General features: G+C 71.6%; 12 protein-coding genes. 2 read left to right on the forward strand and 10 right to left on the reverse strand.

Features of this window, described 5'->3' with window-relative positions:
- Positions 1-138: 138 nt before the first annotated feature.
- Both AB0M79_RS25985 and AB0M79_RS25990 read right to left on the reverse strand, forming a co-directional pair.
- Positions 139-1,119, reverse strand: coding sequence for a chlorophyllase (locus tag AB0M79_RS25985; RefSeq protein ID WP_364218230.1), 981 nt, complete (start codon positions 1,117-1,119; stop codon positions 139-141).
- A 207-nt stretch (positions 1,120-1,326) separates the two neighbouring features.
- Positions 1,327-2,250 (reverse strand): alpha/beta hydrolase, encoded by a 924-nt coding sequence (locus AB0M79_RS25990; protein WP_364218232.1) that lies wholly within the window; start codon positions 2,248-2,250, stop codon positions 1,327-1,329.
- Between the two features lie 208 nt (positions 2,251-2,458).
- Between AB0M79_RS25990 and AB0M79_RS25995 the strand changes: the two genes are divergently transcribed.
- On the forward strand, positions 2,459-2,623 hold the full coding sequence (locus tag AB0M79_RS25995; protein ID WP_357533190.1) for a hypothetical protein: 165 nt from the start codon (positions 2,459-2,461) through the stop codon (positions 2,621-2,623).
- A 23-nt stretch (positions 2,624-2,646) separates the two neighbouring features.
- Here AB0M79_RS25995 and AB0M79_RS26000 read toward each other — a convergent pair whose 3' ends face one another.
- From AB0M79_RS26000 to AB0M79_RS26035, 8 genes are all read right to left on the reverse strand, one after another.
- On the reverse strand, positions 2,647-3,765 hold the full coding sequence (locus AB0M79_RS26000) for an acetate kinase (protein ID WP_364218234.1): 1,119 nt from the start codon (positions 3,763-3,765) through the stop codon (positions 2,647-2,649).
- Positions 3,766-3,770: 5 nt separating this feature from the next.
- Complete coding sequence (gene pta / locus AB0M79_RS26005) at positions 3,771-5,849, reverse strand: phosphate acetyltransferase (protein ID WP_364218236.1); 2,079 nt, start codon at positions 5,847-5,849, stop codon at positions 3,771-3,773.
- 5 nt (positions 5,850-5,854) lie between these two features.
- Positions 5,855-6,034 carry a DUF6104 family protein gene (locus tag AB0M79_RS26010; protein WP_357533186.1) on the reverse strand — a complete coding sequence of 60 codons (180 nt, stop codon included), beginning with the start codon at positions 6,032-6,034 and terminating at the stop codon, positions 5,855-5,857.
- A gap of 97 nt (positions 6,035-6,131) precedes the next feature.
- Positions 6,132-9,941: a multifunctional oxoglutarate decarboxylase/oxoglutarate dehydrogenase thiamine pyrophosphate-binding subunit/dihydrolipoyllysine-residue succinyltransferase subunit gene (locus tag AB0M79_RS26015; RefSeq protein ID WP_364218238.1), complete on the reverse strand. Its 3,810-nt coding sequence runs from the start codon at positions 9,939-9,941 to the stop codon at positions 6,132-6,134.
- A 211-nt stretch (positions 9,942-10,152) separates the two neighbouring features.
- Complete coding sequence (locus AB0M79_RS26020; protein ID WP_357512643.1) at positions 10,153-10,980, reverse strand: ABC transporter permease; 828 nt, start codon at positions 10,978-10,980, stop codon at positions 10,153-10,155.
- A complete protein-coding gene (locus AB0M79_RS26025) occupies positions 10,977-11,912 on the reverse strand; it encodes an ATP-binding cassette domain-containing protein (protein ID WP_364218241.1) in 936 nt (311 codons plus the stop codon). Before AB0M79_RS26025 ends, AB0M79_RS26020 begins: the two co-directional genes overlap by 4 nt.
- Positions 11,913-12,141: 229 nt before the next feature.
- Positions 12,142-12,945 (reverse strand): hypothetical protein, encoded by an 804-nt coding sequence (locus AB0M79_RS26030; protein ID WP_364218243.1) that lies wholly within the window; start codon positions 12,943-12,945, stop codon positions 12,142-12,144.
- 96 nt (positions 12,946-13,041) lie between these two features.
- Positions 13,042-13,176, reverse strand: coding sequence for a hypothetical protein (locus AB0M79_RS26035; protein ID WP_364218245.1), 135 nt, complete (start codon positions 13,174-13,176; stop codon positions 13,042-13,044).
- Between the two features lie 373 nt (positions 13,177-13,549).
- Here AB0M79_RS26035 and AB0M79_RS26040 point away from each other — a divergent pair, with 373 nt between their 5' ends.
- On the forward strand, positions 13,550-14,254 hold the full coding sequence (locus AB0M79_RS26040; RefSeq protein ID WP_357533179.1) for a response regulator transcription factor: 705 nt from the start codon (positions 13,550-13,552) through the stop codon (positions 14,252-14,254).
- Positions 14,255-14,267 lie beyond the last annotated feature (13 nt).

Genomic DNA, 14,267 nt, shown 5'->3' on the forward strand with positions numbered 1-14,267 from the left:
CCCCGGTGGACCGCGGGGCCGTGCGATCCGCACGGCCCCGCGGCTCGTCCACGCACACCTCCCGGCCGCGCCGGGCGCCCGCCGTCCCAGCGGGTCGCCGTCCCAGGGCCGGGTACGCGACCGCGCGAGCCGTGCCGGTCAGAGCCGGTCGTCGAAGGCGGCGAGCCCGTTGTGGCCGGCCCCGTCCGGCAGTCGGTGGCGGGCGTCCGGATCGCCGTAGAGCGTCCAGCGCAGGAAGTCCGTCGTCGTCTCGACCACCACCTCGAACGCCGGATCGCCGGTGCGCAGCAGCGAGCGGCCGTGGTCGCCGTCGGGCAGGCTCAGCATCGCCTTCGGCCAGGGCACCTGGTCGTACGCGGCCTTGCCGGAGGCGTACGACACCACCTCGTCCAACTCCCCGTGCACGAAAAGCTGCGGAGCGGCAGGTCCGCTGAACGTCGTACCGACCCCCAGCGCACTGCCGGCGAGCACGATCCCGGCGTCCAGCCGCTCGTCCCGGGCCAGGGTGAAGAGCCCCAGCGTGGTGATGCCACCGGCGGAGTGCCCAGCGGCGGCCACCCGGTCGGTTGCCAGCCGGCCGGCGAGCGGATCGCCGTCGCGCCCGTCGAGCGCCAGCACCTCGGTCACCACGTACGACACGTCGGCCGGCTGGTTCAGCACGTCGAAGACGTCCGGCTGGGTGGCCGTACCACTGGTCTTCGGGAAGCGGGGCGCCGCCACCACGAAGCCGGCCGCGGCCCAGCGGGTGAGTACCGCGGCGTAGTCCTGGGGCGTGCCGGTGAGGCCGTGACTGAACGCGACCACCGGGAAGCGGCCGGTCGCCGCCCGCGCGCCGCTGCGGGGCGTACCGCCGGGTTCGCCGGCCGCCGGATACCACACCGTCACCGGCAGGGCCCGGCCGTCACGGGCGAGGTCGAGCTGCCGTACGCCGACCGCGAACGGCTCGGCCGGCGCGGCCCCGGGCGTGACCGGTGCGGCGCTCGCGGTGGCCGGTGCCGGCGCGGACGGGGCGTCCGTCGTGCCGCCCGAGTTCGGCGTGGGCTGCGGCGAGCAGCCGGCGACCGTCACCGCCAGCAGCGCGGTGACCAGGATCGGGATACGGCGGGAGCGTCGGGGCATCGCTCGATTGTGCCTCGCCACCCACCCGTCCCGTCCGGCCAACGGCCACGCCGGCAGCCGGCTACCCGCCCCGAGGCGCCCTTGCGCGCCGATCAAGGAGAAGTTGTGGCTTCCGCGGGGCGAGATGCCCGAAGTATCCCCATGATCGACGCGGCGTCGGGCGCGGCCGGCGGGGCGGCCGGCGGGCGCGGCGCGGCCGGCGGGGTGTCAGAGGCGGTTCTCGAATTCGGTTACGCCGGTCAGGTGGGCCGCGTCCGCGATCTTCTGCCGGGCGGCCTGGTCGCCCTGGAGGATCCAGCGCAGGAAGTGGGTCATCGCGGCCATCGTCTGGGCGAAGCCCGGCCGCCCCGGCGTCAGGTAGGTGCCGTGGTCCTGCCCGACCAGGGTCAGGAACGCCTTCGGCCACGGCACCCGGTCGTACGCCGCCCGGCCCCGTGCCGCCTTGACGATCGGGTCGGCGCTCCCGTGCACGAAAAGCATTGGCGCGGCGGTGCCGCCGAACGCCACCCGGGAACCGCCGGCGATCACGATCCCGCCCCGCCACTGCTCGGCGTGGCCGTCGGTGAAGAGCCCGGCGGTGGTGAAGCCGCCCGCCGAGTGCCCGGCGGCGGCGATGTTCGCGGTGTCCAACCGGCCGGCGAACAGGTCGCCCGGCACCCGGTCGAGCCGGCTGAGCTGACGGATCACGTGACGGGCATCGGCCGGCTGGTGCCGTACGTCGTTCCGGTCGAACCGCCGGCTGCCGCGCTTGGTGTACGGGTATGCCGGCGCCACGACCACGAACCCGGCGGCCGCCAGCCGGGTCGTCACCGCCCGGTGCAGATCGGGCAGGCTGTCCAACCCGTGGCTGTAGAGCACGATCGGGAAACGCCCGGGGGCGACCTCGGCGTCGACCCGGGGCGTCGGGCCGGTCGGGCCGGCCGACGGATACCAGACAGTGGTGGGCAGCGGCCGGGCCGCACCCCGGCGCAGGTCCAGGGTCCGCACCCCGACCGGATAGCTCACCTGCGGCCCGGCGGCGGCACGGGGTGTTCCGGCCTGCGCCGGTTTCCCGACCGCCGGGGCGCAGCCAGCGAGCAGCACCGGCACAAGACCGATGATCAGTGCTGTGACCAGCCGTTTGGTGCCCACGCCTAGAAGGTAAGGGCGGGCCGGCGCGGCGAGGCCAGCTTTCCGGTTCCCCTGCGCCGGCCGGCCGGATGGTGTTGTCCCGATCATCGGCCGGCCGGCGCTGATCGTGATCAATTGCGGTGTCGGGAAGTCGCCGGTCGGAAAGGGGGTACGCCACGCCGACGGGAGCGGACCCACAACCGGACCCGACTTCGCTAGGGTCGTGCCCATGTCTGACGAGTACGTGGATCCGAGCGGGAACACGGAGGCCTTCCAGGCCTTCACACAGACGGCGGAACCGGCCGAATCGTCGTCGAAGCTGCCCCTGATCATCGGTGCGGCCGTCGCGGCGGTCGTGCTGCTCGCCCTGGTCGGCTGGCTGGCGCTGGGCTGACCCCAGGTCCCGGGGGAGCGCGGTCAGCCGCGCGCGGCCACGACGCTCCGGGTCTGCTCGGCGATCTCGCCCTCCTCGTCGGTGGGCACGACGCAGACCGCCACCGGCGAACCGTCGGGCGAGACGACCCGTTCCCCGGACCCGGCCGTGTTGCGCCCGGCGTCCACGGCGATCCCCAGCCGCTCCAGCCCGTCCAGTGCCGCCGCCCGCACCTCGGCGGCGTTCTCGCCGACCCCGGCCGTGAAGGTGATCGCGTCGAGCCGGCCCAGCAGGGCGTAGTAGGAGCCGACGTACGACCGGATCCGCCGGCAGTAGACGGCGAAGGCGAGCGCGGCGGCCCCGTCACCGGCGGCCCGCCGGGCCAGCACCTCACGCATGTCGTTGACGCCGCACAACCCGACCAGCCCGCTGCGCTGGTTGAGCAGGTCGTCGATCTCGTCGACGCTCATCCCCGCGGTGCGGCGCAGATGGAAGACGACCGCGGGATCGATGTCCCCGCTGCGGGTACCCATCACCAGCCCCTCCAGCGGGGACAGGCCCATCGAGGTGGCGGCACTGCGCCCGCCCTCGACCGCGCACGCGCTGGCGCCGTTGCCCAGGTGCAGGGTGATCGTGTTGGTGTCGGCCGGGTCGCGGCCGAGCAGCCGCGCGGTCCGCCGGGAGACGTACGCGTGCGACGTGCCGTGGAAGCCGAACCGGTAGATGCTGTTCGCACGGGCCACCTCGGCGTCGATGGCGTACGTCGCCGCCTCCGGCGGCAGGGTGCGGTGGAAGGCGGTGTCGAAGACCGCCACCTGCGGTACGTCCGGCAGCAGTCGCCGGGCCACCTCGATCCCGGCCAGGTTGCCCGGATTGTGCAGCGGGGCGAGCGGGACAAGTTCCCGGATCCCGGCCACGACCTCGTCGTCGATCAGCGTCGGCTCGGCGAACCGCAGTCCGCCGTGCACGACCCGGTGCCCGATCGCCGCCAGCCCGCCCAGGTCGAGCCCGCCCATGATCTGCGCGAGGGCGGCTTCGTGATCCTCCGGGGCGTCGCCCGGCTCGCCGATCCGTTCGACGATGCCCCGGTCCACGACCCGGTCGCCGTCGTACAACCGGAACTTGACCGACGACGACCCGGAGTTCAAGACCAGGATTCGCATGGTCCCTACCCCTTGTGTCCGGCGGCCTGGATCGCGGTGATGACGACCGTGTTGACGATGTCCTTCACCGTGGCGCCCCGGGACAGGTCGTTGACCGGCCGGCGCAGACCCTGCATCACCGGCCCGACCGCGACCGCGTTGGCCGAGCGCTGCACCGCCTTGTAGGTGTTGTTGCCGGTGTTCAGGTCGGGGAAGACGAACACGGTGGCCTGGCCGGCGACCGAACTGCCCGGCAACTTGGTCGCGGCGACGGCCGGGTCGATCGCGGCGTCGTACTGGATCGGGCCCTCGACCGGCAGGTCGGGCCGGCGCTGCCGGACCAGCGCGGTCGCCGCCGCCACCTTCTCGACGTCGGCGCCGGAGCCGGAGGTGCCCGTCGAGTAGGACAGCATCGCCACCCGCGGCGTGATGCCGAACTGCTCGGCGGTCACCGCACTCGACAACGCGATGTCGGCGAGCTGGACGACGTCGGGGTCGGGGTTGACCGCGCAGTCGCCGTAGACCAGCACCCGGTCGGCGAGCAGCATGAAGAAGACGCTGGACGCGACCGATACGCCGGGCACCGTCTTGATCACCTCGAACGCCGGCCGGATCGTCGCCGCGGTGGTGTGTGTCGCGCCGGAGACCATGCCGTCGGCGTGGCCGGCGGCGACCATCATCGTGCCGAAGTAGTTGGGGTCGGTGACCACGTCGCGGGCCAGGTCGAGGGTGACGCCCTTGTGCCGGCGCAGGTCGGCGTAGCTGGCCGCGAACTCCTCCCGCCAGGCGCTGGTCGTCGGGTCGACCGTCTCGATCCCGTCGACGTCGACGCCCAGCTCGCGGGCCTTGCGGGCGATCTCGTCCGGATCGCCGAGCAGGGTGAGGTCGGCGACACCGCGGCGGAGCAGCAGTTCGGCGGCGCGCAGGATCCGCCCCTCGGTGCCCTCCGGCAGCACGATCCGGCGGCGGTCTGCCCGGGCCCGGTCGACCAGGTCGTACTCGAACATCAGCGGGGTGACCCGGCCGGAGCGGGTGACCCGCAGCCGCCGGGACAGCTCCTCGGTGTCCACATGGGACTCGAACGCGCCGAGTGCCGCCTCGACCTTGCGCTGGTTGGTGGCGGTCGGCCGGCCCTCGATCCGGGCCGAGGCGGCCACCGTGTCGAAGCTGTCGGTGTGGGCCAGCAGCACGGCGAGCCCGGTGTCGAGCCCTTCGACCAGGCGCATCGCCCGCGGGTCGGGCCGTTCGCCCAGCGTCAGCACCACGCCGGCCACCGACACCTGGCCGGCGGCGTGCGCGGCGTGCGCGGCGACCAGCAGATCGGCCCGGTCGCCGGGGGTGATGACCAGGCAGCCGTCGGTCAGGTGGTCGAGCAGGGTCGGCACGTGCGCGGCACCGACGACGAAATCCAGCACGTCCCGGGAGTACGCCGCGTCGGTGCCGGCCAGCCGGTCGGCGCCCAGCGCCGCCGCCACCTCGGCCACCGTCGGCGCCGACACCGCCGGCACCTCGGGGATCGCGTACGCCGGCACCGGCAGCCCGGGCGGCTCGGTCCCGGGCCGGACCCGGTTGGCCACCACGGCCAGCACGGTCGCGTCCAGGTCCTCCAGGTCGTGGTAGGCGCTGCGGGCCGCCGCCGCGATCGCTTCGCCGTCCTGCCCCAACCCGTCGACCACCGGTACGACCACACTGCCGAACTCGGTCGCCAGCCGGGCGTTGAACGCCAGTTCGCGGGGCAGCCCGCCGGGGGTGTCACCGCCGCCGTCGTCGTCGAAGTCGCTGCCGACCACCACCATCGCCGCGCAGCGCCGCTCCGCCGCCCGGTAGCGCTCGACGATCCGCGAGATCAGTTCCTCGCGCCGGCCGTCGGCGACCAGGACGGCCGCCTCGGCATAGGTGGTGCCGTACAGGTCGGCGTACGGCAGCTCGATCCGGTAGCGGTCGCGCAGCAGCGTGAGGATCGGGTCGTCGTCGCCGGTGACCAGCGGCCGGAACGCGCCGATCCGCTCGACCTGCCGGGACAGCAGCTCGGCGAGGCCGAGCGCGACGGCCGACTTGCCGCCGCCGGAGCCGATGCTGGCGATGTAGACGCTGCGGCGGTTCACGTCGGTTACTCGTCGTCCTCGTCGTCGAGGCGCGCCAGCCAGGTGGCGAACCGCTCGACCGGCGTCTCGAACTCCGGGTTGATGTCGACGAAGTCGCGCAGCCGCTCACCGAGCCATTCGATGGTGACGCTCTCTTCGCCCCGGCGCTGCACCAGTTCCTCGATGCCGCGGTCGGTGAAGTACATGGCCTGCTCCTCGATTCCGGGCGCGTCGCCGGCGGGCCGGTGGCGGGTCGTCGACCACACCACCGGCCCGCCGGTCGGGCGCGGATGTGCCGCCGGGCTACCGGCGGGGGAGGGCCGCCTCGAGCAGCGCGGCCTGCTCGGCGTCGTGCAGCTTCGCGGACCCGACCGACGGCGCGGCGGCCGCCGGGCGCGAGATCCGCTGGAGCCGTACGCCCTCCAGGTGCTCCAGCAGGTTGAGCGCGACGAACGACCAAGCGCCCTGGTTGGCCGGCTCCTCCTGCACCCAGGCGAAGTCCTCGGCGTTCGGGAACTCGGCCAGCGCGGCCCGGACCTCGTCGACCGGCAGCGGGTAGAGCTGCTCGACCCGGATGATCGCGGTGTCGGTGATGCCGCGCTCCTTCCGGGCCTGGACGAGGTCGTAGTAGACCTTGCCGCTGCACAGCAGCACCCGCTTGACCGACTCGGCCTTCAGACCGGCGTCGTCGCGCAGGACCGGCTGGAACGTGCCGCTGGTGAAGTCTTCCACCGAGGAGACGCACAGCTTGTGCCGCAGCAGCGACTTCGGCGTGAAGACGATCAGCGGCTTGCGCTTGGGCGACAGTGCCTGCCGGCGCAGCAGGTGGAAGTAGTTGGCCGGGGTGGTCGGGATCGACACCCGCATGTTGTCCTCGGCGCACATCTGCAGCCAGCGCTCCGGACGGCCGGACGTGTGGTCGGGGCCCTGGCCCTCGTGGCCGTGCGGCAGCAGCAGGGTCACCGCCGACGGCTGCCCCCACTTGACCTCGCCGGACGAGATGAACTCGTCGGCCACCGACTGCGCGCCGTTGGCGAAGTCGCCGAACTGCGCCTCCCACAGCACCAGCGCCTCGGTGTTCTCCACCGAGTAGCCGTACTCGAAGCCCATCGCCGCGTATTCGCTGAGCAGCGAGTCGTGCACGAAGAACCGGGCGCGGTCCCTGGTCAGCCGCGACAGCGGCAGGTAGTCGTCACCGCTGTTCGCGTCGACGATCGAGGCGTGCCGCTGCACGAACGTGCCCCGGCGGGAGTCCTGCCCGGCGAGCCGTACGGTCACCCCGTTGTCGAGCAGCGAGCCGAACGCGAGGATCTCGCCGAAGCCCCAGTCGATGTTGCCCTCGGCCGCCATCTTGGCCCGCCGGTCGAGCAGCTGCTGGATCCGCTTGTGCGGGGTGAAGCCCTCCGGCAGGCCCACGTGCGCCTCGCCAATCGCCCGGATGACGGAGGCGTCGACCGCGGTCTCCACCGCCGGCTCCGGCTCCTCCTGCCGGTTGCGGGTCACGCGGGGGGCCGCCGGTCCGGCCGCGTCCCGGGTGGCCTTGAAGACCTTCTCCAGTTGGGCGTGGAAGTCGCGCAGCAACTCCTCGGCGTCCTCGACGGTGATGTCGCCGCGCCCGATCAGCTCCTCGGTGAACAGCTTGCGGACGCTGCGCTTGCTGTCGATGATCTGGTACATCAGCGGGTTGGTCATCGAGGGGTCGTCGCCCTCGTTGTGCCCCCGGCGCCGGTAGCAGACCAGGTCGATCACGACGTCCTTGTTGAACGCCTGCCGGTATTCGAACGCCAGCCGGGCGACCCGGACGACCGCCTCGGGGTCGTCGCCGTTGACGTGGAAGATCGGCGCCTGGATCATCCGCGCGACGTCGGTGCTGTAGAGGCTGGACCGCGAGTATTCCGGCGCGGTGGTGAAGCCGACCTGGTTGTTGACCACGACGTGCACGGTGCCGCCGGTGCGGTAGCCGCGCAGCTGGGACAGGTTGAGCGTCTCGGCGACCACACCCTGACCGGCGAACGCGGCGTCGCCGTGCACCGCCAGCGGCAGGACCGTGTAGCCCTCCAGCTTGAGGTCGATGCGGTCCTGCTTGGCCCGGACGATGCCCTCCAGGACCGGGTCGACGGCCTCCAGGTGCGACGGGTTGGCCACCAGCGACACCGTGATCGAGTGGTCGCCCTCGGGCGTGGTGAACTTCCCGGTCTGGCCGAGGTGGTATTTCACGTCACCGGAGCCCTGGGTGGAGCGCGGGTCGATGTGCCCCTCGAACTCCGAGAAGATCTTCTCGTACGGCTTGCCGACGATGTTGGCCAGCACGTTGAGCCGGCCCCGGTGCGCCATGCCGATGACGACCTCGTCCAGGTCCGCCTCGGCGGACGCCTGGAGCACCTCGTCGAGCAGCGGGATCAGCGACTCGCCGCCCTCGAGCGAGAATCGCTTCTGCCCGACGTACTTGGTCTGGAGGAACGTCTCGAACGCCTCGGCGGTGTTGAGCCGGTTGAGGATGTGCTTCTGCTCGTCCGGGGTGGGCTTGGTGTACTTGCGCTCGATCCGGTCCTGGATCCAGCGGCGCTCCTCCGGGTCCTGGATGTGCATGTACTCGATGCCGACCCGGCGGCAGTAGGTGTCGCGCAGCACGCCGAGGATGTCGCGCAGCTTCATCTTCTGCTTGCCGGCGAAGCCGCCGACCGGGAAGCTGCGGTCGAGGTCCCACAGGGTCAGGCCGTGCTGGAGTACGTCGAGATCCGGGTGCTTGCGGATCTTGAACTCCAGTGGGTCGGTGTCGGCCATCAGGTGGCCACGGACCCGGTAGGCGTGGATGATCTCGATGACCCGGGCGGTCTTGTCGATCTGCCCCTCGGAGCTGACCGCCACGTCCCGCATCCAGCGCACCGGCTCGTACGGGATCTGCAGCGCGGTGAAGATCTGGTCGTAGAAGTTGTGCTCGCCCAGGATCAGCTCGTGCATGACCTTGAGGAACTCGCCGGACTGCGCGCCCTGGATGATCCGGTGGTCGTACGTGCTGGTCAGCGTGATGATCTTGCTGACGGCCAGCTCGGCCAGGGTCTCCTCGGACATGCCCGCGTACGGCGCGGGGTATTCCATCGCGCCGACGCCGATGATCGTGCCCTGGCCGACCATCAGCCGCGGCTGCGAGTGGACCGTGCCGATGCCGCCCGGGTTGGTCAGCGAGACCGTGGTGCCGGAGTAGTCCTCCATGGTCAGCTCGTTGCGCCGGGCCCGCCGGACGACGTCCTCGTACGCCTGCCAGAACTGCCGGAAGTCCATCTGCTCGCAGCCCTTGATCGACGGCACCACGAGGTTGCGGGTGCCGTCGGGCTTGACCAGGTCGATCGCGATGCCCAGGTTGACGTGCTCCGGCCGGACCACCGCCGGCTTGCCGTCGACCTCGGTGAACGAGTTGTTCATCTCGGGGTGCTCGGCCAGCGCCCGGACCAGCGCGTATCCGATCAGGTGGGTGAAGCTGACCTTGCCACCACGGCCCCGCGCGAGGTGGTTGTTGATCACGATGCGGTTGTCGACCAGCAGCTTGGCCGGCACCGCCCGGACGCTGGTCGCGGTCGGCACCGACAGCGAGGCGTCCATGTTCTGAACGATCTTGGCGGCGACGCCGCGCAGCGTGGTGGTCTTCGGGCCCTCGTCGGTGGACTTCGACGCCGGGGCGCTCTTCGCGGCCGGCGCGCCGGTGGGTTGCGGCGTGGCCTTCGGCTGAGGCGTGGCCTTCGGCTGAGGGGTGGCCTTCGGCTGGGGGGCAGCCTTGGGGGCGGGCTTCGCGACCGGCTTCGCGGCGGCGGGCTTCCCGGCCGGGGCCGGCTTGGCCGGGGCCTCGGCGGCCTTCGGCTGGGGGGAGGTCGGCGCGGCCGGGGCCGAGGTGCCCGCCCGCTCCGCGGTCGACGCCCCGGCCGTGGCGGTGACCTCGGTCGGGGTGGCCGCGCCGGCACCGTCGCCGGACGGCCGGTAGTCGGCGAAGAAGTCGTGCCAGGCCGAGTCGACGCTGCTGGGATCGGCGAGGTAACGCTGGTACATCTCCTCGACGATCCACTCGTTCGGGCCGAAGCCCGCCAGTGGGTTGTCTTGCGAAGTCTGCTGCGTCGACACGGCCGGTAATCGCCTCTTTCACGCGGGGTGTGGTGCTCGCGGGATGCCGCCACCACTCGGGGGCTCGGGTCACAAAGTCGCGTACAAGGCTACGCTGTGCCCCGAGCGGGGGCATTGCCCCATCCGGCCCGTGTCGTGTTTCACAAGGTGATCATGGCTGACGACCACGGCGGGTGGCGCCGGCTCCCGGCCCGCGCCACCCGCCGTAGGGTCAGGAGATGTCCCGCTTGCGGACGATGAGCGTGCCGACCACGCCGGTCACCACGGCGTAGCCGATCAAAACCACCGCGCCCACCCACTGCGGCGGGTTGCCGGGCAGGGTGGTGCCGGAGACCATGAGCTGCGAGGCCAGCGACGGCACCAGCACCTGCAGGTTGTTGATCCAGTCGCCGAAGCGGTTGGCGAACGTGCTGAAGAACAGCGCCGCGCCGATGAACCCGGCGAAGTAGAAGATGATGGCCGCCACCGTCGCGCCCATCTGACTGCGGATCAGCACGCCGAAGCCGACGCCGAAGATCGCCCAGAGCAGGTACGCGAGCCCGTTGAGGCCGATCGCCTCCCACACACCGGACTGGTCCAGCTGCGCGCCCGTGTCGAGCCCGTTGAGGATCAGCGGGGTGACCACCAGGTTCGCCGCGGTCGTGATCACCCAGAACAGCACGCCGATGATCGACGCCGCGACCAGCTTGGCGACGATCACCGCGGTGCGGTGGGGCGAGGTCAGGAACGTCGTCGTCGCCGTCTGGTGGAAGAACTCGTTGGTCACCACGATGACGCCCAGCAGCATCACGATCAGCAACCCGAAGAGCTGGCCGTTGGTGTAGAGGTTCGCCGCCAGGTAGACGACGTCGGACACCGCCTCGAGCGCCGGGTCGTTCTCCGGCACGGTCCCGCCGAACTGCTCGGGGTCGAGCAGGAACGAGGTCTGGAAGTAGTTGAAGAACAGCGTGATCGCCCACAGCGGCACGGCGATGAGCGCGAAGACCCACCAGGTGTTGGTGGTGCGCAGCTTCAGCAGTTCGGCACCGATCAGCTTCATCGGATGACCGCCTTCCCGGACGTGAGCTCCAGGAAGACCCGTTCGAGGTCGGGCCGCTCGGGAGTCAGTTCGTGCAGTTCGACCTGGGCGGCCAGCGCGACCCGGCCCACGAAGGCGGCGTCGCTGCCCTCGACCAGCAGCAGGCCGTCCTCGCCCCGCTGCACCTTGGCGTTCTGCTCGGCGAGCGCCTTGGCGAGCTGATCCGCGTGTGGCGTACGGACCCGGATCCGGGCGCCGGTCGTCATCGAACCCAGCACCTCGTCGACGGTGCCCTGCCGGACCAGCTTGCCGGCGGCGATGATCACCACGTCGTCGGCGAGCAGTTGCATCTCGGACAGCAGGTGGCTGGAGACCAGAACGGTGCGCCCCTCGGACGCGAGCCCCTTGAGGAACCCGCGCATCCAGCGGATGCCCTCCGGGTCCAGGCCGTTCGCCGGCTCGTCGAGCACCAGCACCTTGGGGTCACCCAGCATCGCCGCGGCGATGCCGAGCCGCTGCTTCATGCCCAGCGAGTAGCCCTTGAACTTGCGCTTCGCCGCCGGGGACAGCCCGACCATCGCCAGCGTCTCGTCGGCACGCCGCTTCGGCAGGCCCGAGGCGGCACAGATCACCCTCAGGTGGTTGATCCCGGTACGTCCCTTGTGCGCACTCGATGCCTCCAGCAGCGCGCCCACGGTCCGCAGCGGTTCCTTGAGGTCCGGGTAGCGCCGGCCGTCGATGGTCGCCGTGCCCGAGGTCGGCGTGACCAGGTTGAGGAGCATGCGCAGCGTGGTCGTCTTGCCCGCGCCGTTCGGGCCGAGGAAGCCGGTGACCCGGCCCGGCTGGACCCGGAATGACAGGTTGTCGACCGCTTTGACGTTGCGATACTGCTTCGTCAGGCCGGCGACGATGATCTCGCCTCCGGCCGTGGGGCCTGTATGCCCGTCGGACATTTCTCTCCTCACTGTGTGCCGTGTGCACTCGTCGGGCGGATCCGGCGTGGAACCGCCGCCCGAACATCTCGCGCGTCGTCGCTCAGCGTGACGGTTGGTGGTGCGAAGGTCAATCCGCGCGAGTATCGAGGCGTGTCTCCTCCGCAGGCAGGAGATGGTCATACGTAGGCAGGAGAGCGCCCCGGAGTCCGACCGGGGGTTGCCCGCCGTACGGATCGTACGACGGAGATCATGCCGGGGTGGCGGACCGCCACACCCGGACCCGCCACGCGTCGTGACCGCCGCGCGCCGTGCCGGCCTGGTCCGGGTGGTCCGGTGGCGGCCGCCAACCGGCGGCGCGCAGTGCCGCCCGTACCTGCCCGGCGACCTCGGCCGGGCGCTGCCCGACTACCCAGGCGGGGAAGCGCAGGATGCGGTCGCCCCCGATCCACACCTCGTTCTGCCGCCGCATGTCCGCCGCCCACTCCCGTACGTCCATGTGGTGGGCGCCGTCGACCTCGACATGCAGTCTCCAGTCCCGCCAGTACGCGTCCAGGTAACGGTTGCGCCCCGCCGCGTCCGTTCGCCGTTCCTGCGGGTCGGGGCGGGGGAGCACGTGCTGCCGGCAGAGTCGTACGAAGTCGATCTCGCTGAGCGCCTGCGCCCCGCCGGCGACATCGTTCGCGGTCCGGAGCAGCAAGGCGCGCCGACGTACCCGGGGCATTCTTCCGAGCACGGTGAGTATCTCGCCCGGTGTGGTCCGGCGCTGCTGGCAGGCGGCGGCCACCACCGTCCGGGCGTCGTCGTCGGTCGACGCCCACTGCGCCGCGTCGACGACCGACCGTGCCATCGAGGTGCGGTCGGGGCGGGCCCGCTGCCGGTCACCGGCGGGCAGGGCCCCGGTACGGCGGACCCGTACGGCGGGCAGTCCCAGCGGGAGCCGGCGGAGCAGGTCGGCCCGTCGGCGACCGGCCGGCACCAGCACGTCGACCACGTCGTGCCGTGGGTCGAGCCGAAGGCCACCAGCCCGGGCGGCCGCGAGGCCGGCCAGCACCGCACCGGGCCCCGCCGCGAGTACGGCGGTCCAATGGTGCTGCTCGCGGGTGATCTCGCCGGAATGAGCGAGTAGTACGCCCCGGCAGATCCGCTGTCACCGTCCGCCGGCCACCGGATGCCGCACCTTTGCCGGGGACCGCAGGGCGACCGCCTGCTGCCAGGTCAGTACGCCGGACTGGGCGAACAGCAGCCAGTCGAGCGGGTCTGCGTCGTCGTGGGGGATCCGCATCCGGCGATGCAACCGCAGCCGCCGCTGCCCACGCAGCCCCGTCCCCGTCGAGCCGTGACCACCGCCCGCTGCCCGCCGATCTAGAACGTTTGTGGTCGTCCCGGCAGCCACAAACGTTCCAGATCCGTGCGGTGCGACGGCGCTCCGCGCTCCCGCGGGCCGGTGACGCGTCCCGTCCGGCGCGGAACCGGCGCGAAACCGGCGCGGAATCCGCCACGCCGACACGCGCGACGGGCTTGGCCGCCCCGTCGACGCTTTCGTCCGGGAGATGCGGATACTGGTACGACGCGGACGACCGTTGACTGAGAGATCTCTCAGGGATCTTTCAGTATTCGCCCAGCGATGACCCAGCGGCGCGACAGATGATGGCCCCATGGCCGCCGCATCGCAGACCGAGGCAAGACTGCTCGTCGTCGAGGACGACCCCAACATCCTGGAGCTGCTCTCCGCCAGCCTGCGCTTCGCCGGCTTCGACGTGGCGACCGCCACCAGCGGCAGCGCGGCGGTCGCGGCGGCCAAGGACCGCCGGCCGGATCTTGTGGTGCTCGACGTGATGCTGCCCGACTTCGACGGGTTCGAGGTCATCCGCCTGATGCGTGAGGGCGGCACCCGTACGCCGGTGGTCTTCCTGACCGCCCGCGACGCGACCGACGACAAGATCCGCGGGCTGACGCTGGGCGGCGACGACTACGTCACCAAGCCGTTCAGCCTCGAAGAGTTGACCGCGCGGATCCGGGCGGTGCTGCGGCGTACGACCAGTGGTGAGCCGGTGACCGCGCGGCTCACCTTCGCCGACCTCGAACTCGACGAGGAGACGCACGAGGTCTACCGGGCCGGGCAGCGGGTGCAGCTCTCGCCGACCGAGTTCAAGCTGCTGCGCTACCTGATGCTCAACGCCAACCGGGTGCTGTCGAAGGCGCAGATCCTCGACCACGTGTGGAACTACGACTTCCGGGGCGACGACAACATCGTCGAGTCCTACATCTCCTACCTGCGACGCAAGGTCGACAACACCCAGCCGCGGCTGATCCACACGCTCCGGGGGGTCGGGTACGTCCTGCGTAAGCCGGCGGCCTGACGGTGGACTGCCT

Origin of the sequence: Polymorphospora sp. NPDC051019 (genome assembly GCF_040683055.1) — a bacterium.
In the GTDB taxonomy this organism is placed as follows: domain Bacteria; phylum Actinomycetota; class Actinomycetes; order Mycobacteriales; family Micromonosporaceae; genus Polymorphospora; species Polymorphospora lycopeni.

Bases quoted from the DNA above. Each gene is read 5' to 3' on its own strand.
- AB0M79_RS25985 (WP_364218230.1), bottom strand. From the start codon at position 1,119: ATGCCCCGACGCTCCCGCCGTATCCCGATCCTGGTCACCGCGCTGCTG.
- AB0M79_RS25995 (WP_357533190.1), top strand. From the start codon at position 2,459: ATGTCTGACGAGTACGTGGATCCGAGCGGGAACACGGAGGCCTTCCAG.
- AB0M79_RS26035 (WP_364218245.1), bottom strand. From the start codon at position 13,176: ATGCGGATCCCCCACGACGACGCAGACCCGCTCGACTGGCTGCTGTTC.
- AB0M79_RS26025 (WP_364218241.1), bottom strand. From the start codon at position 11,912: ATGTCCGACGGGCATACAGGCCCCACGGCCGGAGGCGAGATCATCGTC.
- AB0M79_RS26020 (WP_357512643.1), bottom strand. From the start codon at position 10,980: ATGAAGCTGATCGGTGCCGAACTGCTGAAGCTGCGCACCACCAACACC.
- AB0M79_RS26010 (WP_357533186.1), bottom strand. From the start codon at position 6,034: ATGTACTTCACCGACCGCGGCATCGAGGAACTGGTGCAGCGCCGGGGC.
- AB0M79_RS26000 (WP_364218234.1), bottom strand. From the start codon at position 3,765: ATGCGAATCCTGGTCTTGAACTCCGGGTCGTCGTCGGTCAAGTTCCGG.
- AB0M79_RS26040 (WP_357533179.1), top strand. From the start codon at position 13,550: ATGGCCGCCGCATCGCAGACCGAGGCAAGACTGCTCGTCGTCGAGGAC.